Genomic DNA, 18,470 nt, shown 5'->3' with positions numbered 1-18,470 from the left:
GGACTCCATGGCCGACACGCACACCGCACTGGGCGCGCCCGTAGAGCGCCGGGAAGGCCGCGAGAAGGTCACGGGCACGGCCCGCTACGCAGCCGAACACCATGTCCCCGGAGGCGTTCACGCCTGGCCGGTCACCGCCGCGATCGCCTGCGGTTCGGTCCGCGCGATCAACGCCACCGACGCGCTGCGACTGCCCGGGGTCCTCGCCGTGCTCACCCACGAGAACGCTCCCCGGCTCGCCGACGCCGACGATCCCACGCTCGCCGTCCTTCAGAACTCCCGTGTGCCGCACCGGGGTTGGCCGGTCGCCCTGGTCGTCGCCGAGACGCTGGAAGCGGCCCGGGCCGGTGCCGGCGCCGTCCGTGTCGAGTACGACGCGCAGGACCATGACGTGACGCTCACGGACAGCCACGCGGGGGCGTACGTGCCCGAGAAGGCCAACGGCGGATATCCCGGGCACCGGGACCGGGGCGACCCCGAGGACGCGTTCGCGTCGGCCGCGGTCCGCGTCGACGCCGCCTACCGCGTGCCGCCCCTGCACAACCACCCGATGGAGCCGCACGCGGCCACCGCCCGGTGGGACGACAACCGGCTCGTCGTGCACGACTCCAGCCAGGGAACCACGGCCGTACGAGCCACGCTGGCCGCACTGTTCGAGCTTCCCGAGGAGCAGGTCACCGTAGTGTCCGAACACGTCGGCGGCGGCTTCGGGTCCAAGGGGACGGCCCGCCCGCACGTGGTGCTCGCCGCGATGGCGGCACGGCAGACGGGACGCCCCGTCACCGTGGCGCTCCCGCGCCGCTTCCTGCCGGCCCTCGTCGGGCACCGGGCACCCACCCTGCACCGGGTCCGCCTCGGCGCCGACGACCAAGGCTCTCTCAGCGCCCTCCTGCACGAGGTCACCACGCACACGTCCCGTCTCAAGGAGTTCGTCGAGCAGGCCGCCGTGCCCGCCCGCGTCATGTACGCCTCGCCCCACAGCCGTACGACCCACCGTGTCGTACCGCTGGATGTGCCGAGCCCCTCCTGGATGCGCGCGCCCGGCGAGGCACCCGGCATGTTCGCCCTGGAGTCGGCCATGGACGAACTCGCGGTCGCGCTCGGCACGGACCCCGTCGAGCTGCGCGTCGCCAACGAGCCCGGTACCGAACCGGACAGCGGCAAACCCTTCAGCAGCCGGCACCTGGTCGAGTGTCTGCGCGAAGGCGCCCGGCGCTTCGACTGGGCGCACCGTGACCCGCGCCCGGGTCCGCGTTCCGCCGGCCCTCTGCTCGTGGGGCAAGGGGTGGCCGCCGCCGTGTACCCCGTGCTGATCCAGCCCTCCACCGCCACCGCGCAGGCACTGCCGGACGGGAGCTTCACGGTACGGGTCAACGCGACCGACATCGGCACCGGTGCCCGTACCGTCCTCGCCCAGGTCGCCGCCGACGCCCTCGGCGTCCCACTGGACCGGGTCCGTACGGAGATCGGCAACAGTGACCTGCCGTCCGCCTCGCTGGCCGGCGGTTCCTCCGGCACCGCCTCCTGGGGCTGGGCGGTCCACGAGGCCTGCACGCGGCTGCGCGCCGGCCTCGCGGAGCACCCGGGGCCGCTGCCCGAGCCGGGGCTCACCGCGAGCGCCGACACGGCAGGGAGCGCGGACGCCGACAGCGACTACGCGCGGCACGCCTTCGGCGCCCACTTCGCCGAGGTCGCCGTCGACACGGTCACCGGCGAGATCCGTGTCCGCCGCCTGCTGGGCGTGTACGCGGCCGGGCACATCCTCAACGCCCGTACCGCACGCTCCCAGTTCATCGGCGGAATGACGATGGGCCTGGGCATGGCCCTCACCGAGGGCAGCACCATGGACGCCGCGTTCGGCGACTTCACCGAGGCGGACCTGGCCGCCTACCACGTCCCCGTGCACGCCGACGTACCCGCCGTCGAGGCGCACTGGATCGACGAGGACGACCTCCACCTCAACCCGATGGGCAGCAAGGGCATCGGCGAGATCGGGATCGTCGGAACGGCGGCGGCCCTCGGCAACGCGGTCCACCACGCCACCGGTGTCCGCTACCGCGAGCTGCCCCTCACACCGGACCGCGTGCTGGCGGGCCTGCCGCCTTTCACGGGGCCGTGAGCGCGGAGAGACGTTCTCGGGCGATGTCCCGGGCCGCCTCCGGGGTGCTACCCGGCGAGCGCATCCGCAGCCACGCGCAGGTCCGCGACCAGACCGGCGTACGCCGCCTCTCGATCGGTGGCCCGCAGGACGGCGGACGGGTGGACGGTCGCCACGACGCCACCGGCGGCAGGTGCCGCGTCGCCTTCCACGTCGGGCAGCGACAGCACCGCGCCGCGATCCTTGGTCACCCGGAAGGACGGGCCGAGGAGCGCGCGGCCCGCCGTGGCCCCCAGCGCCACCACCAAGTCGGGGTGGACGAGCCGTAGTTCGGCGGCCAGCCAGAGGCGGCAGGCCGCTGTCTCGCACAGGCTCGGTGGCTTGTGGATGCGACGCTTGCCTCGTTCGGCGGGGGTGAATTTGAAGTGCTTGACCGCGTTGGTGACGTACGTCTTCTCGTCCCCGAGTCCCGCCTCGGCCAGCGCCTTGTGCAGCAGATGACCGGCCGGGCCGACGAAGGGCCGGCCAGCCCGGTCTTCTTGATCGCCGGGCTGCTCGCCGACGAGCATCAGGCGCGCGGTGGCCGCGCCGGCGCCGAAGACGGTCTGCGTCGCGTCGCGGTACAGCGGGCAGCCATGGCATTCGGCGGCGGCCCGCCGGTGCGCGGGCAGACCGCCCCGGAGCGGTAGATACGAGGTCGCGTCGTAGTCGTCCGGTGCCACGGTCCACCTCCTGCTGTTCGGGTGTCGAGAGTCACCCCCGCGGGTGGTACGCGGTCGTCCGCGGGGAAGTCCGCGGGCGGGGTTCAGGAGCGCATCGCGTCGCGCGCCTTGTCCATCATGGCGGCGAAGGGTCCGGTCAGAGCGAGCATGGCCGGCTTGCCCGCGGCGCCGGGGTGCGGATGGGTCGGGGCGAGATGCTCCACCCTCGACAGACGCTGCCCCATGCCGCGCCTCTGTTCCAGGCTGCACTGGGCCACAAGCGCCGGGAACTCCTCGGCCTCCTCGTGGTCCGCGTGCTCACTGACGGCCTGCTCGAACTCGGCGACGAGGCGCTCGAAGTCCGGGCTGGACACGTCCATGCCCTCCAGTTGCTTGAGGACCTTGGCGGCCTCGGCCTCCTCGTGGTTACGGGCGTCGGCTTCCTCATCGCCCGCCGTCTTCTTCGCCGCCGGGCGGACAACCAGCTCCTCGGCGGCCTCGTGAACGGCCAGCAGCGCGCGCAGACCGTCGAACGCCGCCTTCCGGGTCTCGCCCTGGCTGTTCCTGACTTCCGTGAACAACTCCCTTATCCTGGCGTGCTGTTCGAGGAGCAGGGCCACGATGTCCCCCTCCGGCAACTGTGCCGCGGCAGCCCGCTCGCCCTGAGCCGTCCCCATAGGAAACTCCTCACTCCAGTCCGACGCACCACCTACCGACTCCGGGCCGTCTATTCGACGGCCACGACGGCAACGGTGCACTTTTCGTCCCCCCCGGGTACCCCTGGGCGCTCGGACAAACGCCCAGGACCCGGAAGCCGTTGGGGCCCGCATCGGCAGCCGTCATCGTCGGCTGTTCGATACCGCGACCTGCCCGTTCTGCATGTCCGCCTGGGTCGCCGGCGCCCCGTTCTGCGAATACACCGCGGCACCCCGCGCCACCCGGCTGGCAGCCGGTGCGCTGAGCGTGGTGACGATCGCGGACTGGCTCCAGTACGCGTGGAGCCTCACTCAGCAGCGGGCGACTCCCCGGCATCAGTGGCCAGGCCGATCCGGGGTAGCCGGTGACCATGACGACAGGCGTGACGCTGGGAGTGGAGGAGGAGTTCCTGCTGCTCGACAGCCGGACCGCGCTGCCGGCGTCACGCGTCGGCCGGCTCCGGAGGGCGGCGCGGCGAGAGCCCGGACTCAAGCAGGAGGAAGTCGAGACCGAACTTCTGCAGGCCATGGTGGAGGTAGCGACCCCGGTCTGCTCCGACCTCGACGAGGTCGCCCTGCACCTCAGTCGGTTCCGGCGCTCGCTGGGCGCGACGGCACACCGTGTGGACTGCCGACTGGCCTCAACCGGCGGCGCACCCCTGATGGGGGAGACGAGAGTGCCGGTCACGGGTACGCCGCGCTACCGGGAGATGCGCGCGGCCGCGACGCAACTGGTGGACGAGCAGCTGATCTGCGGCACGCACGTGCACGTCGCCGTCCCTGACCGCCAGGTCGGCGCCGCCGCGCTCGGCCGGCTGCGCCCGTGGCTGCCGGTACTGGTGGCGCTGGGCGCCAACTCCCCGTTCTGGAACGGGCGCGACACCGGGTTCGCCAGCTGGCGTACCGTGGTTTTCGGTCGCTGGCCGGTCAGCGGCCCTCCCCCGTTCTTCTCCGGCGCCGCCCACTACGAACAGCAGGTGGCCGCTCTGTTGGATACCGGTGTGATCGCCGACCGGCACCAGCTCTACTGGCACGCCCGCCTGTCCGACGAGTATCCGACGCTGGAGGTCCGGGCGCCCGACGTCCAACTGGACGTCGAGAGCGCCGTCACCATCGCCGGGATCGCCCGCGGACTGGTGGTGACCGCCCTGCGCGAGGGCCGTCGGGGCGCGCGCCCCCTGAATCCGTCGCCGGGCATCCTTCAGACAGCGGGCTGGCACGCCGCTCGTCGCGGACTGAGCGCCGACCTGGTCGACCCGCGCACGGACAGACCATCGCCTGCCGCCGACGTGGTCGGCGCGCTGCTGGCCCACATCACGCCCGCCCTCAAGGAACTCGGTGACGTAGACCGGGTGACAGCCGGTGTGCAACGGCTTGTCGACGGGGGGACAGGGGCCACCAGGCAGCGGGCCGCGCTCTCCCGAGGCGGCACCAAGGGCCTGCTCGACCTGATCGCGCCCGAGCCCGCCGGACCGGACGGTACAGGGCGCCCTTGAAGGCCGTGGCCAGTGTGCCCGAAGGGTTCGGCGGAGACTGCCCTCGACTCCCCGACCCCGCTCAGGCGGCCTGTGTTGTCGCCAAGGGATCTGCCCTGTGCATCGAGTTCGCCGCGCCCAGGTCCGTCAGGACCGCCGACGAAGCCCGGTGGCCGGAGTGCAAGGCACCCTGGACGGTGCTCGTGTCCCGGTGGTCGCCGCACACGTACAGGCCGGCCAACAGGCGTACGGGGCGCCGTAGATCGTGCGGTGGGCGCATGACGGGCACGGCCGTGGGGGTGTGGTGGACGGCGAGGGTTTCCCAGCGGGTGGTCGAGGTGCCGTAGAGGCGGGACAGATGCATGCGTACGGCGGTCTCGACGTCCGGTGGGGGAGGGCCCAGGACCGTTGAGGAGACGAGTGCGCGGCCTGCCGGTGCGCGGCTGGGGTCGACCTCGCTGACGATCGACGTGTGGGCGACCGGGCCGCCGCGGTCGGAGTCCAGGAGGAGGGCGGCGCCGGTCGTGGGCGGGTCGTCGGTCGTGTGGTGGACCACCGTCACCGGGTGGAAGTCCGGGACGCGCAGGCCGGGCAGGAGTTCGGCCGCCGCGCGCGCGTCCGTCGCGACCAGGACCGCCCGGCAGCGGATCTCGCCGTGCTCGGCCGTGGTCACCGACGTCGTCGATACGGCCGTCACGCGCACGCCGGTGTGCACGGTGCCCGGCGGCAGCGCGGCGGCGAGCACCTCGGGCAGCATCTCCGCGCCGCCCTCCGGCACGCACAGCCGCCCGCCCGCGAAGGCGCGCAGCGCGAGGTCGGCGCACCGGCTGGAGGTCGTCAACTCCGGGTCGCACAGCAGCGCGGCGAGGAGGGGGCGCAGGAACCCGTCGATGGTCCGCGCGGGCACTCCGCGGGCGGCGAGCGCCTGCCCGGCCGCCAACTCGGGCCGGGACAGGAGCCGTTCGACCGGCGTCGCCGCGAGGCGCGTCAACGCGGCCCCGAGCCGGGCCTGATCCACGGGGCCGCCGAGCGGGGCGCCGGTCCGTGGCCTGGGCACGGCGGCGACCCTGCGGGTGTCCACAGGGCGGTCCTTGAGCGTGGGGCCGCCCCAGGAGGATCCCGTACGGTCCCGGAGCGTCGTCCCGCGTTCGGGAGAGCCTGCCCCACCCCACGCCGACCTTGTTCGCACCTGCGGCATCGCCCCCGACCTAGGGGCGCTCGCCAGGGCGCGTACCGCGTGGAATGCGCCCCATGCGCTCCCTCCGGGCGCCGGGGCGCCCGCACGGTGGTGGCGGCCGTCGCTGTGGAGGAGGACCCCCGGTGCGAAGGGGCGCAGCACCAGGGCGTCGAGGCCCGGGGTGACGCGTAGTTCGGGGTACGAGGTGGACAGGAACTGCCCGATCCGGTCGAGCCGGAACCCGTCGACCTTCTCGGTCGACATACGGCCCCCCACGTAAGGGGCGGCCTCCAGGACCACGGTCGTTACTCCTGCGCTGATCAGCCGATGCGCCGCGGCGAGTCCGGCGACCCCGGCTCCCACGACGACGACGTCCGCCTGGTACGCGGGCTCAAGCACGTGCCCCTCCTAGAGGTTGCGCGGCCGGTGGAGTCGTCATGCCCCCAACAGCCTCCAGGGATACCCGAGTTCGGGTCGAGGTTAGGGCCGTGATCGGTCAAGGGCAGTCGCGCATACGCAGGGCACGGTCGCACGGCGGTCGCATACGGTCGCCGAGCGTCATCATCGGGCATCATCGGACGCCCCCGGGGTCTCAGACGCTCACAGCGCCGCCCGGATCGCCCCCTCGATCTCCGGGAACGCGAACGTGAACCCCGACTCCAACAGCCGCTTCGGCAGCACCCGTTGACTCCCCAGCACATCCCCCGACATCTCGCCGAGCACCAGCTTCAGCGCGGGCGCCGGCACCGTGAAGAGGGACGGGCGGCGCATCACACGCCCCATGGCCGCGGAGATCTCACGGTTCGTCAGCGGGTTCGGCGCGGTGAGGTTGAAGGGGCCGGACAGCCCGTCCGTGTCGATGAGATGCCGGATCGCCGCCACCTCGTCGTGCAGCGCGACGAACGACCAGTACTGCCGCCCGTTGCCGAACCGTCCGCCGAGTCCCGCCTTGTAGAGGGGGAACAGCTTGGCCCACGCCCCGCCCTCACGTGCCACGACCAGCCCGGTCCGCGCGAACACGGTCCGTACGCCCGCCTCCCGCACGGGCGCCGTGGCTTCCTCCCACTCCACGCACAGCGAGGGCAGAAAGCCGTCCCCAGGAGGCGCCGATTCGTCCACGGCACGGTCGCCGGTCTCTCCGTAGAAGCCGATCGCGCTGCCGTTCACCCACACCCGCGGCGGCCGGTCCAGTGCGGCCACGGCCTCCGCGAGGGCCGCCGTGCCGAGCACGCGGCTGTCGCGGATCTGCTTCTTGTAGGCGTCCGTCCAGCGGTGGTCGCCGACCCCGGCACCGGCGAGGTTGACCACCGCGTCGCACCCGTCGAGCCCGGCCGCGTCCACGTACTGGCCCTCGGGGTCCCAGCACACCTCGTCCGCGCCCCGGGCGGCGCGCCGCACCAGGCGCACCACTTCGTGCCCGTCCGCGGTCAGGGACCGGACCAGTGCGCTGCCGATGAGACCGGAGGCGCCGGTCACCGCGATTCGCGAGCGTTCCATGGCGTCCATCCTGCCTCGTTGATCCATAAAACCCCCATGAGGACCGCGCCGTGCCCGCCGTACCCTGGCCCACATGTCCGAGCCGAACATACGCACAGCCCTGCCCGACGACGACGAGGAACTGGGCGCGCTGGACCGCGCCACCTGGTCCAGCCTGCACGCGGTCACGCCCCGGCCGCAGCCGCCGTACCGCCCCTTCTTCGACGAGCGGCACGCGCCCGGTGAGTTCCTGGTCGCCGAACTCGACCGCCGGATCGTCGGCTACATCCGGGTGGTTCCCGCGACCTCGCTCGCCTGCAACGCGCACGTCCGGCAGATCCAGGGGCTCGCCGTCGCCGACGAGGCGCGCGGGCACGGGGTCGGCCGGGCGCTGATCCGGGCCGCCATGACCGAGGCCAGGCGGCAGGGCGCCCGGCGGATCACCCTCCGCGTGCTCGGGCACAACACCCCGGCCCGGAAGCTCTACGAGGCCGAGGGCTTCGCCGTCGAGGGCGTGCTGCCCGAGGAGTTCCTGCTCGACGGGAAGTACGTCGACGACGTCCTCATGGGCCGCGCCCTGTGAGGTAGGGCTTGATCTACGACGTGACCAGGTCGCCCGTGTCCACCTGGGCCGTCGCGGTCGCCGCCCGTTGCGCGTCCCCGGAGACCTCGTCGGCCGTCAGCACGTACCCCGTCTCGTTGTCCGAGGTGGAGCGGGCGAAGACGACGCCGTAGACCTTGCCGCCGGTGGTCAGGAGAGGGCCGCCGGAGTTGCCGGGGCGGACGGTGGAGCGGATCGAGTAGATCTCGCGGGTGACCGTCCCGTCGTTGTAGATGTTCTGGCCGGTCGCGTTCACGCGGTTGGCGACGGTCGCGGCCTGGAGGTTCAGGTCGCCGTCCTGGGGATAGCCGGCGACGACGGCCGAGTCGCCGCGGGCCGCGCTGTCGTCGAAGCTCAGCACGGGCGCGGACAGCCCCGGTACATACAGCACGGCGACGTCCTTCTGCGGGTCGAAGAGGACCACCCGTGCCTCGTACGACCGTCCGACCCCGCCGATGCGGACGGTCGGGTTGTCGATGCCGGCCACCACGTGCGCGTTGGTCATCACGTGCTGCGGGGCGTACACGAAGCCGCTGCCCTCGCGGCCCTGGGTGCCCGAGGAGCCCTCGATCTTGACCGTGCTCCGCTTGGAGGCGTTCGTCGCGGCGGCGGTGACGCTGTCGCCGGTGGGCTTGGCGACCTCGGCCGTCGACTCGTTCTCGAACGGGTTGAAGACCTGCGGGAAGCCCGCCTCGGTGAGCGCGGAGGTGGCCCGCGAGAACCACGTCGGTGTCGTGTCCGGCATCAGCTTCTGCACGCTGCCCAGCAGCGTCGAGTCCTGGATCGCCGTCGTGACCGTCGCGGACGAGGACGCGCCCAGCACGCTTGCGGCCACCCACGCGACGATCATCACCGCCACCGAGTTCGCCGCGGCCCCGCCGATCCCGTCGGCCACCCGCAGCGGCCCCTGGTCCAGTTCCTTGCGCAGCTTCAGGGCGAGCCGCCCCGCCAGTTCGTGCCCGACCACCGCCGGGGTCAGCACGGTGAGCACGGCGGTCACCGTCGCCGTCGTCGTCCCCGGAGTCACCAGGTCCATCACCCACGGCAGCACCCACACGCCGACGACCGCACCGCCCACGAACCCGGCGAGCGACACACATCCGGCGACGAGGCCGCGCCGGTATCCGGACGCCGCGTAGGCGAGGATCACCAGCAACAACAGCAGGTCGAGCAGGTCCACGGAGCCGCCTTTCTCTCGGAACCCTTAGTACGCGAGGAACGGGCCCACTGATCAGTTACGCGCGCGTGGCCCCCGTGAACCCACCACGCGTGCGTGTACCCGCAGAAACGTGCCGGACCAGGACGATGGTTCCACGGGGTGGCACAGCACACATCGCGGACTGAGTGTTTCCGGCCGAGAGTGTGACCATGCGTGTCCTGAGAAGAACGCCGGGTGCACGAGGACGACGGCCGCGGGTACGGATACCCCGCGCGGCGATCGTTCTGCTGGCCTGTCTGCCCGGTCTCGCCGCCGTCCTGGTGCTCGCCCTGTGCGCGAACGGCGTCGGGCGCGGGGCCACGGCCGCCGCCGCACGGCCACCCGTCGCGGCCCGGCCCGCGGCGGTCGGGCACACCGCGCCCAAGCCGCACATCGTGCCGCGCTCGGCCTGGCTGGACGCGCTCTCCCGGCACGCGCAGCCGCCGCCGCGCTACGACGACAAGGTCGTCGCCGTCTTCGTCCATCACACGGACTCGCCGAACGGGTACGACTGCGCGGACGCGCCTCGCATCATCCGGTACCTGTACGCCGGGCAGACCGGGGTCCGGGACTGGGACGACATCGGGTACAACTTCCTCGTCGATCACTGCGGGACGATCTACGAGGGGCGGGCGGGGGGTGTCGACCGGGCCGTCACCGGTGCGCACACGCAGGGGTTCAATCACCGGACTGCGGGGATCGCGGCGATCGGGACGTTCACGGCGGGGATGGCTGTGCCTCGGGCCATGACGGATGCGATTGCTGCGCTGGCCGCCTGGAAGTTGGGGCTCGCTGATGTGGATCCGCGTGTGAAGGTGCGGCTGGTGTCCAGTAACAGCCTCAGTCGGTACGCCAGTGGTACGGCGGCGATGCTGCCTGCCCTTGCGGGGCACAAGGACGGGTACATGACGAGTTGCCCGGGGGCGGCGTTGTTGGCGCGGCTTCCGGACGTGCGGGAGTTGGCTGCGCGGTTGCAGGGGCGTTGAATCGCCCCCGCCGCCCCTACCCGTCCCATCCCCGGGGGCTGCGCCCCCGGACCCCGCTCCGTTGGATGTCGGGTGCGGGTCGGTGGGGGCTGGTCGCGCAGTTCCCCGCGCCCCTTGAAGGCGGCTGCGCCGCCGTCCAAGGTGGCCGCTCTTATCTGCGGGCCAGATAGACGCTCAACGCCCGTTGCAGGACCTTGCCCTGGCTTCCCACCGGGCGTTCCCATTCGCCCAGGTACTCCACTGCTTGGCCGCCTGCGCCGGTTTTGAAGAGGAGGCGGCCTACCAGGCGGTCGTCGGCGATCAGGGACGGGGTGATGGAGCGGAGGTCGTAGGTGTCCGCGCCGGAGTCCAGGGCCTCGCAGAGCATGCGCCACAACAGGAGGCTGCTGGGGCGGAGTTCGCGACCCCGGCGGCCGGACGCGGGGTAGGAGTGCCAGACGCGGGGGCCGGTGCTGATCATCAGGGCGGAGGACAGGACCTCGTCGTCGTACTCGGCGAGGTAGATGCGAAGTCGGTCGGACTCCTCGGCGTTCAACGCCTGCCACATGCGCCGGAAGTAGTCCAGGGGGCGGGGCTTGAAGCCGTCGCGCTCAGCTGTCGCCCGGTACAGGCGATGGAACGCGGGCAGGTCGTCCGCCGAGCCCCAGAAGACGCCGACACCCCCGCCCTCCGCTGTCTGCAGCGACTGCAGCCAGTGGGGGGAGAGTGCGGCGCGCAGTTCGTTCACCGACCGCCCGGCCAACGGGATCTGGCAGCCGTAGCGCGGCTGGCCGAGGCCGAATCCGCTGCCGTCCTCCTCCTTGCACCGGCGCCACCCGAGGCGCCTGAGCCGTTCCGCCGCGTCCAGTGCGTAGCCGTCGATGCCGTCCGTCGGAAGGTCCCGCAGATGCCGTACGGAGGGGTCGGCGACGCCCGCCGCGACGGTGGCCGCGTCCCAGCGCCGGACGACGAGCGGCGGGCCGATGCGGACCGAGAACGCGCCCTCCTTCTCCAAGTGCGCGATCAGGGGGTCCAGGTACCGTTCCGGGCGCTGGCTGTGCCAGTCGATCGCGGGGCCGTCGGGAAGATACGCGAGGAAGCGACCGGTACCGGGGAACGCCCGGTACAGCACGAGCGCTACGGCGATCAGCGCCTCCCCCTCGAACCAACCGACGCTCTCCGCCGTCCAGTCGGGCTTCACGCCGGCCCACTCGGGGATCTGGAGATGGCTCGCGTCCGGGTGCAGCCGGAGATGGTCGAGGTGTTCCTCGCGGGTGATCCCCTTCACGTACGGGCTGGTCATGGGCGCGCGCTCCTGTTCGGCGGCGGCCACCGTAAGCCGGGGCTCACCGGGCGGGTCAAGACTTCACGGCTGTGAACTCCGCCCACACCTGCTTGCCGCGCCGGCCTTGCCTGGGCGTGACACCCCACTGGCTCGCCACGGACGCGATCAGGAAGATCCCCCGCCCGCTCTCCGTATCCCAGTCGGGTTCGGTGTACCAGACGGGCAGTTCGGGCGAACGGTCGGCGACGGCCACCCGAACCCCGCCTTCCGGGAGGGTACGGAGCCGTAGTTCGCACTCCGGGGACTTCACGTGGCGGTGGACGTTGGCGAGCATCTCGGTCGCGCAGAGTGTTGCCGCGTCGGCGAGTTCCGGATACCCCCAGGCGGTGAGCTGCTCCCGGACGGTTTGGCGCGCGGCGGCGAACCCCTCTGGTTCCGCGAGGAGTTGGAGCACCACTTCAGGGGGCGATTGCGTGTGCATGCCCTCACGGTGGGTTATATGTGGCTAGCCTGAACAGGACTTTCGGAGGCACACAAGGGAGTGTGCGGGCGGGGAGGTTGTCTGTGCAGGACGGTGCTGAGGGTTCGTCGAGCATGAAGATGTTCGGGTCGGTGGTGCGGGCGCTGCGGGCCGCGCAGGGCAGTACGCGCGAGCAACTGGGCCTGTATGTCGGGTATTCGGCGTCGCAGGTGGCCATGGTGGAGCGGGGCGAACGGATGCCGAGTGCCCGGTTCGTGGCGAAGACGGCGGAGTTCCTTCAACAGAGGGTGGCGATCGAGGCGGCGGCGGAGCACTTGGAGCGGAGTCCGCATCCGTCCTGGTTCGGGGAGTACGTGGATCTGGAGGCCGAGGCGGTCAGCGTCTGGACGTTCAACACGCTTGTGGTGCACGGCTTGGTTCAGACGGAGGCGTACGCGCGTGCGGTGCTCGGTGAGTACTGCCCCATGCTGGACGACGAGGAGCTTGAGGGCCTGTTGGAGGCGCGGTTGGCACGGCAGAAGCTGCTGACGCGCCTGCCTGCGGTCTCCCTCGCGCTGGTCATCGAGGAATGGGTACTGCGACGCCCGATGGGCGGACCGGCTGTGGCCAAGGGCCAGTTGGAGCGGTTGCTCGAACTCTCGGAGATGAGGAACGTCTCGATCCAGGTCATGCCGACGCGATACGAGGGCCACGCCGGTCTCGACGGCCCCTTCACACTGCTGGAGACGAAGGAACGGCGATGGGTCACCTACGTCGAAGGGCAGTCCTATGGCTTCGTGATCGACGACCCAGATCAGGTCGGCGACTTCCAGCAGCGCTATGGCATGATCCGGACGCAGGCGCTCACGCCGAGCGACTCCGTGAAGGTGATCGAGCAGATGGCAGGGGAGCTATGACCGCCGACCTGAAGTGGTTCAAGTCCAGCTACAGCGGCAGCCAGGGCGGTGAATGCCTCGAAGTCGCCCTGGAATGGCGGAAGTCGACGTACAGCGGCGCGGAGGGCGGCGAGTGCCTCGAAGCCGCGCTGGAGTGGCGGAAGTCCTCCCACAGCGGTGACGCCGGAGGCGAGTGCCTCGAAGTCGCCCTGGAACCAGTCCACCCCACGGTCCACATCCGTGACTCAAAAGCCAAGTCCGGTCCCACGCTGGCGTTTTCGCTGGACGAATGGTCGAGTTTCGTAAACTTGGTCGCAAAGTCGGCGCTACAGTAATCACGTACTCACCCTCCGTGTGTCGACACGGAGCGGCCCTCAGCGGTGCGCCAACACCAATCTGAGGGCCTACACCGACGAGTGGAATCTGGAGTCCACCGCGATGCTGCAGCATGCTATCCCGCCCACCCGCTTCTTCTCCCAGACCCCGAACGAGATCATCCGGCATCCCCGCCTCAACGGGACCGCCGTACGACTCCTCCAGTGGGCGCTGTCCCTCCCCGAGGGATCGAGGGAGACCGTGCAGTCGATCGGCGAGAAGATGCCGGAAGGCCGCCTCGCCGTCCGCAAGGCCCGGCGGCAACTTGAAGAAGAGGGTTACCTCCACACCCGGCGCAGCCAGCACCCCGAGACCGGCCAGTGGTCCACCCAAGTGCTCTTCTCCAACGTGGCGTTGACGACACCGGAGGAGATCGCCAGCGCATTCGGCCCGAGTGACCAGGACCCGCCGGTCGGGGCAGGGGCGGACCAGGCCGTCGGCGCATACCCCTTGGGTGAGAACGCCGAGGAAAACACCCCCAACCAGCCCGTGCCGCAAGGCGAGTCGGAGACCGGCGCCGCGAACTTCCTTGCGCGCCTCGGCGACCGCACCCCCGCCCTCCGCCTGGGTGCCGGGGAGATCGAACGGCTCGCGCCCCTCGTCGCCCGCTGGCAGGCAAGCGGGGCAACAGAGGCCGACCTGTACCAGGTCCTCACCGCCGACCTGCCCTACCCCGTGCGCTCCCCGGCCGCCCTCGTCTCGTACCGCCTGGAAGCCCGGACTCCGACAACAACTACCGCTCCACGCAAGAGGGTTGAAACCCTGGCGGAGTGCGGGGAGTGCCGGGACCCGTTGCCGCGAGGTGTGCGTACGGGCATCTGCCGCCGCTGCGCGGGACTGGTCCCGACACCGGCTTCGACACCAACTCCCGCTCCGGTGTTGCTCAACGGCATCGCCCTCGTACGGGCGGCACTACGCGCCTGACCACGGCCGCCGTGCGCTCACAGGTTTCTCGCAGGCAACTCACCGAGTTCCCCGAGACAAGTTCCCTATCGTCATGCACACGCACTGACTGGAGGTGGGGAAAATGAACAGCAGTCACACCAACACCACGGAGAAGTCGGCCGGTTGGGCCAAGTCCGCCCGCGGCCCCTGGGCGGTCGTCTGCGCGGTCGCCACCGTGATCCTCGGCCCGGCCGCCGTCACGGCCTCCGCACTCGACCAGGCCAACGCGGCCCCGATGCACCACGCGGTACGCGCCGACCAGACGCAGGCCTACATCTCGACGGACTCGACCCGCCGCCGCACCGCCGCGTAGGCAGTCGTGGTCGTCATCGGGCGGCGACCAGCTCCTGTGTGCTGGTGACCGTGCCGTCGGGGTGCTGGGTGAGGCGGAGGACCAGGACGTGTTGGCGGTCGGCCGGGGTCGTCACATAGAACGGGCGGCCCTTGTTCAGGCCGGGTGCCTTGAACTGCACCCGGGACCCGAAGGCTCCGGCGGCGCTGTTGCAGCCCTTGGCCAGGGTGCGGCCGAAGGGGTCGTGGTCGTGGCGGGTGGCGTCGACGTCGTAGTCGACGAACTTGTCGTCGGGCTTGGCGACGGTCCCGACGTTCATCGTGACCCAGGCGTGGACCTTGACGTCCGAGCAGACGGCGACCTCGCTGACGGCTTGTGGATCCGGGTCGTTGAGTTCGTTGCCCTCGGCGCTTTCGCCGGCGTACAGGAGGGCGGCCCCCAACGCGGCGCCCCCCAGGACGATGATGGCGGCACCGAGCAGAATCATCGAGCGCGTGCGAACGATCGGGAACATGACCACTCCGGGGGTGACTGCGGGCGGCGAACCGCCGGGCGCAGGTGGCAGGGATCGTTGAGCGAATCAGGACGCCGCTGGGCTCACTTGCCGGAGCCGACGTGGTAGCCGACCGGGTCGACGTAGACGTCGGGCGCGTTGCCGCTGGAGGCGGAGATGGTGAAGGCCAGATCGTCGAGGTTCACGATCTCCGAGACCTTCTCGTCGGGCGGGGTGACGGAGAGCCGGGTGTAGGTCTTGCCGGAGCCGCTGGTGTCCGGGATGAAGTGCAGCAGGAAGCGTGTCTCCTCGCCGGACCCGATGGTGACGGTGGACCCCGAGACGTCGGTGCGGGCGGCGTCGGGCCCGGTGTCGCCCAGGCCGTCGGGGCCGATGAGCTGGACGCCCGGGAAGCCGTGCATGCTGCACTTGCCGGCACCGTTGTTCTTCAGGTTGACGACTACCTGGTCCTTGACCCCCGTGGCGGAGGCGCTGAACGCGAGGTTGTCGGTCTTGCACCTGGAGACCGACGTGGCGGCCTGCGGCTGGGTAGTCGGCTCGCTGCCCTTGCCGGAGCCGCCGGAGCCGCCGGAGCCGCCGGAGCCGCCGGAGCCGCCGGAGCCGCCGGAGCCGCCGGAGGAGCCGGACGGGGAGGCATCCGAGGTCGAGCCCTGGTCGCCGGTGGAGCCGCTCGCAGTGCTGGACGCGCTGGTGTTGGCGGAAGCGCTCGATCCGTCGCTGCCGTTGCACGCACTGAGCGAGAGGCCGGCAGCGGCGACGACGAGAGCGAGGGCGGACATCTTCTTGACGCGCATCGGTGCTCCTGGGAAGCGGTGTCGTTACCCAACTCGTCGGCGCGGAGCGGGTGTTGGTGTTGTCGCTTCCTAGGAGATCCGTAGCCGGGCGGGCGTTGCGGGCGGGGTCGCATCAAGACGCCCCTGTGACATGTGAGTCGACACGCCGTTACGGGAGAGCGGGGGAAACGGATGAAACGGGGGAAGCGGGCACGTTCTAACGACGGCCCAGCCCCAGGTACTGCTCGCCCGCCGGATCGATGTCCACCCCAAGCCCGTTCAGGAGGCCGGCGAGCATGGTGTAGTACCCGACCGTCGTGATCAGCTCGACCACCTGACGGTCGGTCAGGTGCTTGCGCAGGGTGCCCAACGTGGCGTCCGTGAGCGTGTGTTGGGCCATCAGCTCCTCCGTCGCCGTCAGCATCACCGACTCGACCTCGTCGAACTCGCCCTCCTCGCGCCGGAGTTCGACGACCGCCGCCAACTGGTCGACGGTGACGCCCGCGTGGAGCGCGATCGGGCGGTGCTGGACGATCCCGTAGGCGCAGTCCGTGTGCGCCGCCACCGAGATCACCACCAGCTCACGCAACCGCACCGGTATCGACGACCCGAGCACGCCCATGCCCAGGTCGATCGCCGGACCCGTCAGATCCGGGGCGTGCGAGAGCATGCGGAACGCGTTCAGCGGAGTGGGAAGCGCGTCCACGGCCTCGGCGGAACGCTCCGGGTACGGTATTCGAGCCACGGTGACCTCACTGGGATTCGGGATCCGGTCGATCGAGCCCATCGACTCGGTCGAGGGGTGGGCACCCATCGCCGTACCCCCGTCAGTCCTGCCGGAACCTCTCCCGCAGCTTCGGGAAACGTTCCGCGAGTACCGCCTCGTTCTCCAGGTTGAGCGGCGCCCCGAGCGGCTCGGCCGGCGCGGGTGGAATCCCCAGGTCGGGGGCGACGGCACCGGTCAGCTGCTCGTACGCCTCGTCCGCCGCGTACCCCAGTTCCTCACCGTCGCCGTCGATCTCGTCGTCGAAGTCGTCGATGAGGTCGGCCAGCGAGTCGGGATCGTGCACGGCACCCTCGTAGACCTCACGGCCCTGACCGATCAGCCAGCACCGGAAGAAGTCGAACGCGTCGTCGCTCGCACCGCCGAGCAGCACCCACGCGGCACCCCACAGGTCCCACGTGTACGCGCGGTTGTAACGGGCCTCGAAATGCCGGGCGAAGTCCAGGACCAGCTCCGGGTCCAACAGCAGAAGCCGGTCGACGAGCAGGTCGGCCTGCTCCTCGGGGTCGCCCTCGGCGGCCTCGCGGGTGGCGTCCACCAACTCCCAGAACTCCGTCTCGTCCATCACGGGTCAAGCATCGGGCCTGGAGGGGTGGTGCGCACGTGGAGTGCAGCGGATTGTCACCTGGAGCGGGGCAGATCGTTATGGGCGGTCGTACAGAGCGGCGAGCCGCCGTGCGTCGCCCGTGAAACGCGCCCGCAGACTCTCCGGGGCCAGCACCTCCACGTCCGGGCCGAGACCCGCGAGCTGGCTGTGGGCCACCTCCTCGGACTCGACCGGCAGGGTCACCGTCACCCACCCGTCGTCGGCGTCCGGCCCGCCCGCGTCCTCCAGCGCCTCCCGCGCGGCGGCCGGATCGACGGCGTACGGCAGTCTCCGCGCGCCGTCCGGCGACAGCCGTACCACCACCTCGGCCCGCAGGATCGACCGCGCGAACTGCTCCGCCCGTTCCTCCCAGAACGCCGGAAGGCCGAAATCCGGGTCCCGTACGAAACGCTCGGAACACGGCTCCACCGCCGTGAACCGGTCGATGCGGTACACCCGGAAGGAATCGAGGTCGGCGGTGACCCGCGCGCACAGGTACCAGACCCCCGCCTTGAGGACGAGTCCGTACGGCTCCAGTTCCCGTTCGACGTCGGAGTCCCCGCGCCGGTACCGCGCGAGCAGCCTCCGGTCGTCCCAGACCGCGTCCGCTACGGCGGGGAGCAGTTCGGGTGTCCTGGGCTCCGTGAACCAGCCGGGGGCGTCGAGGTGGAACCGCTGGGCCGCCGCGCGCGAGGCATCCGACAGGGAGGGCATCAGCGCCGCGGAGACCTTCAGCCGCGCCGCCGACGCGGCGTCCTCCAACCCCATCTCGCGCAACGCCCCAGGGACCCCGCTCAGGAACAGCGCCTCGGCCTCGCTGCGGGCCAGCCCGGTGAGCCGGGTCCGGTACCCGCCGACGAGCCGGTACCCGCCGGCCCGCCCCCGGTCCGCGTAGACCGGGACGCCCGCCTCCGACAGTGCCTGCGCGTCCCGGGTGACGGTCCGCTCGGAGACTTCCAGCTCGCGGGCCAGCTCGGCGGCGGTCATCGAGGGCCGGGACTGAAGCAGCAGCACCATTTTGATGAGACGGGCAGCGCGCATACGTTCATGATGAGGGATCTCGCCCCCGCCGCCCCTACCCGTCCCATCCCTGGGGGCTGCCGCCCCCAGACCCCCGCTTCGGCCTGAACGGCCTCGTCCTCAAACGCCGGACGGGCTGAGTGATGCGGACCGG

Annotated in this window: 20 protein-coding genes and 1 pseudogene; 9 read left to right on the top strand and 12 right to left on the bottom strand. The window is 71.2% G+C overall.

Going from position 1 to position 18,470, the window contains the following annotated elements; genetic code table 11:
- Nucleotides 1-7: 7 nt before the first annotated feature.
- The gene (locus ACGFY9_RS10005) at nt 8-2,119 is read left to right on the top strand and encodes a xanthine dehydrogenase family protein molybdopterin-binding subunit (RefSeq protein ID WP_393753233.1); all 2,112 of its coding nucleotides are present in this window, start codon (nt 8-10) and stop codon (nt 2,117-2,119) included.
- 47 nt (nt 2,120-2,166) lie between these two features.
- Here ACGFY9_RS10005 and ACGFY9_RS10000 read toward each other — a convergent pair whose 3' ends face one another.
- Together ACGFY9_RS10000 and ACGFY9_RS09995 are read right to left on the bottom strand one after the other, a co-directional pair.
- Entirely contained in the window at nt 2,167-2,820 is a 654-nt protein-coding gene (locus tag ACGFY9_RS10000) for a UdgX family uracil-DNA binding protein (protein WP_393753232.1), read from the bottom strand.
- Nucleotides 2,821-2,903: 83 nt separating this feature from the next.
- Nucleotides 2,904-3,476, bottom strand: coding sequence for a hemerythrin domain-containing protein (locus tag ACGFY9_RS09995; protein WP_393753231.1), 573 nt, complete (start codon nt 3,474-3,476; stop codon nt 2,904-2,906).
- 202 nt (nt 3,477-3,678) lie between these two features.
- Here ACGFY9_RS09995 and ACGFY9_RS09990 point away from each other — a divergent pair.
- Nucleotides 3,679-3,735 (top strand): annotated as a pseudogene (locus tag ACGFY9_RS09990) (hypothetical protein); the annotation flags it as partial.
- Nucleotides 3,736-3,865: 130 nt separating this feature from the next.
- Entirely contained in the window at nt 3,866-4,990 is a 1,125-nt protein-coding gene (locus ACGFY9_RS09985; RefSeq protein ID WP_393753230.1) for a glutamate--cysteine ligase, read from the top strand.
- Nucleotides 4,991-5,051: 61 nt separating this feature from the next.
- On the opposite strand, the gene ACGFY9_RS09980 is transcribed toward ACGFY9_RS09985, so the two are convergent.
- On the bottom strand, nt 5,052-6,545 hold the full coding sequence (locus ACGFY9_RS09980) for an NAD(P)/FAD-dependent oxidoreductase (RefSeq protein WP_393753229.1): 1,494 nt from the start codon (nt 6,543-6,545) through the stop codon (nt 5,052-5,054).
- 201 nt (nt 6,546-6,746) lie between these two features.
- On the bottom strand, nt 6,747-7,643 hold the full coding sequence (locus ACGFY9_RS09975) for a TIGR01777 family oxidoreductase (protein WP_393753228.1): 897 nt from the start codon (nt 7,641-7,643) through the stop codon (nt 6,747-6,749).
- Nucleotides 7,644-7,716: 73 nt separating this feature from the next.
- Here ACGFY9_RS09975 and ACGFY9_RS09970 point away from each other — a divergent pair, with 73 nt between their 5' ends.
- Nucleotides 7,717-8,205: a GNAT family N-acetyltransferase gene (locus ACGFY9_RS09970; RefSeq protein ID WP_393753227.1), complete on the top strand. Its 489-nt coding sequence runs from the start codon at nt 7,717-7,719 to the stop codon at nt 8,203-8,205.
- Between the two features lie 13 nt (nt 8,206-8,218).
- On the opposite strand, the gene ACGFY9_RS09965 is transcribed toward ACGFY9_RS09970, so the two are convergent.
- The gene (locus ACGFY9_RS09965) at nt 8,219-9,403 is read right to left on the bottom strand and encodes a MarP family serine protease (protein WP_393753226.1); all 1,185 of its coding nucleotides are present in this window, start codon (nt 9,401-9,403) and stop codon (nt 8,219-8,221) included.
- A 188-nt stretch (nt 9,404-9,591) separates the two neighbouring features.
- Here ACGFY9_RS09965 and ACGFY9_RS09960 point away from each other — a divergent pair, with 188 nt between their 5' ends.
- The gene (locus tag ACGFY9_RS09960) at nt 9,592-10,407 is read left to right on the top strand and encodes a peptidoglycan recognition protein (RefSeq protein ID WP_393753225.1); all 816 of its coding nucleotides are present in this window, start codon (nt 9,592-9,594) and stop codon (nt 10,405-10,407) included.
- A 151-nt stretch (nt 10,408-10,558) separates the two neighbouring features.
- Here ACGFY9_RS09960 and ACGFY9_RS09955 read toward each other — a convergent pair whose 3' ends face one another.
- Nucleotides 10,559-11,689 carry a lipid II:glycine glycyltransferase FemX gene (locus tag ACGFY9_RS09955; protein WP_393753224.1) on the bottom strand — a complete coding sequence of 377 codons (1,131 nt, stop codon included), beginning with the start codon at nt 11,687-11,689 and terminating at the stop codon, nt 10,559-10,561.
- Between the two features lie 55 nt (nt 11,690-11,744).
- Nucleotides 11,745-12,152: an ATP-binding protein gene (locus ACGFY9_RS09950; protein WP_393753223.1), complete on the bottom strand. Its 408-nt coding sequence runs from the start codon at nt 12,150-12,152 to the stop codon at nt 11,745-11,747.
- Between the two features lie 83 nt (nt 12,153-12,235).
- Here ACGFY9_RS09950 and ACGFY9_RS09945 point away from each other — a divergent pair, with 83 nt between their 5' ends.
- From ACGFY9_RS09945 to ACGFY9_RS09930, 4 genes are all read left to right on the top strand, one after another.
- Entirely contained in the window at nt 12,236-13,048 is an 813-nt protein-coding gene (locus ACGFY9_RS09945) for a helix-turn-helix domain-containing protein (RefSeq protein WP_393753222.1), read from the top strand.
- Complete coding sequence (locus ACGFY9_RS09940; protein WP_393753221.1) at nt 13,045-13,362, top strand: DUF397 domain-containing protein; 318 nt, start codon at nt 13,045-13,047, stop codon at nt 13,360-13,362. The genes ACGFY9_RS09945 and ACGFY9_RS09940 overlap by 4 nt, the downstream gene beginning before the upstream one ends.
- A gap of 103 nt (nt 13,363-13,465) precedes the next feature.
- Nucleotides 13,466-14,326: a hypothetical protein gene (locus tag ACGFY9_RS09935; protein WP_393753220.1), complete on the top strand. Its 861-nt coding sequence runs from the start codon at nt 13,466-13,468 to the stop codon at nt 14,324-14,326.
- Nucleotides 14,327-14,429: 103 nt separating this feature from the next.
- On the top strand, nt 14,430-14,660 hold the full coding sequence (locus tag ACGFY9_RS09930) for a hypothetical protein (protein ID WP_019065394.1): 231 nt from the start codon (nt 14,430-14,432) through the stop codon (nt 14,658-14,660).
- 13 nt (nt 14,661-14,673) lie between these two features.
- Here the strand turns inward: ACGFY9_RS09930 and ACGFY9_RS09925 are convergent, their stop codons facing one another.
- The 5 genes from ACGFY9_RS09925 to ACGFY9_RS09905 all read right to left on the bottom strand — a co-directional run bounded on the left by ACGFY9_RS09925 (nt 14,674) and on the right by ACGFY9_RS09905 (nt 18,337).
- The gene (locus ACGFY9_RS09925) at nt 14,674-15,153 is read right to left on the bottom strand and encodes a hypothetical protein (protein WP_393753219.1); all 480 of its coding nucleotides are present in this window, start codon (nt 15,151-15,153) and stop codon (nt 14,674-14,676) included.
- 83 nt (nt 15,154-15,236) lie between these two features.
- A complete protein-coding gene (locus ACGFY9_RS09920; protein WP_393753218.1) occupies nt 15,237-15,947 on the bottom strand; it encodes a DUF4232 domain-containing protein in 711 nt (236 codons plus the stop codon).
- A gap of 196 nt (nt 15,948-16,143) precedes the next feature.
- Nucleotides 16,144-16,740, bottom strand: a complete 597-nt coding sequence (locus ACGFY9_RS09915; RefSeq protein WP_393753217.1) for a carboxymuconolactone decarboxylase family protein — start codon at nt 16,738-16,740, stop codon at nt 16,144-16,146.
- A gap of 13 nt (nt 16,741-16,753) precedes the next feature.
- Nucleotides 16,754-17,275 carry a DUF4240 domain-containing protein gene (locus tag ACGFY9_RS09910; RefSeq protein WP_393753384.1) on the bottom strand — a complete coding sequence of 174 codons (522 nt, stop codon included), beginning with the start codon at nt 17,273-17,275 and terminating at the stop codon, nt 16,754-16,756.
- A gap of 78 nt (nt 17,276-17,353) precedes the next feature.
- A complete protein-coding gene (locus ACGFY9_RS09905; protein ID WP_393753216.1) occupies nt 17,354-18,337 on the bottom strand; it encodes a helix-turn-helix transcriptional regulator in 984 nt (327 codons plus the stop codon).
- Between the last annotated feature and the right edge of the window lie 133 nt (nt 18,338-18,470).

Origin of the sequence: Streptomyces sp. NPDC048504 (assembly GCF_043200035.1) — a bacterium.
Taxonomy (GTDB): Bacteria; Actinomycetota; Actinomycetes; order Streptomycetales; family Streptomycetaceae; genus Streptomyces.
This window is presented reverse-complemented; position numbering and strand designations above follow the sequence as displayed.